This is a genomic window from Psychrobacter sp. T6-1 (genome assembly GCF_052258445.1).
The window spans coordinates 1-620 of sequence record NZ_JBQQFC010000754.1 but is presented as its reverse complement, the minus strand read 5'-3'; the positions used below and the strand labels follow the sequence as shown (position 1 = coordinate 620).

Genomic DNA, 620 nt, shown 5'->3' with positions numbered 1-620 from the left:
ATGCAGCAAGTCACCGATAGTATCGTTGATTTGGCGATTACTCATGCTGATCAACCCATGTTGTCACGTACCCATGGGCAAACGGCGAGTCCAACGACGCTGGGTAAAGAGATGGCTAATGTCGCTTACCGTCTTGCTCGCCAGATTAAGCAAGTCGGTCAAGTTGAGCTCTTAGGCAAAATCAATGGTGCCGTCGGTAACTACAACGCTCATTATGCCGCCTACCCTGATGTGGACTGGCAAACTCATGCAGAGCATTTCATTGAAGCGCGTCTTGAATTAACCTTCAATCCTTATACCACTCAAATCGAACCACACGACTACATTGCCGAGCTATTCGATGCGGTTAAGCGCTTTAATACGATACTGATCGATTTCAATCGTGATATTTGGCAGTATATTAGCTTAGGCTATTTTAAGCAGCGTCTAAAAGACGGTGAAGTGGGCTCCTCTACGATGCCGCATAAAGTCAACCCGATTGATTTTGAAAACTCAGAAGGTAACTTGGGCGTTGCCAATGCGATGCTGGCACATTTGGGTGAAAAGCTACCAATTTCACGTATGCAGCGCGATTTATCAGACTCAACGGTCCTGCGTAATATTGGCGTAGGACTAGCCCA

1 protein-coding gene is annotated in these 620 nt (G+C 46.6%); it reads left to right on the top strand.

Annotation, left to right across the window (positions count from 1 at the left end):
- On the top strand, window positions 1-620 hold a 620-nt coding region (locus ACTXGO_RS15810; protein WP_443575189.1), incomplete at both ends, for a lyase family protein.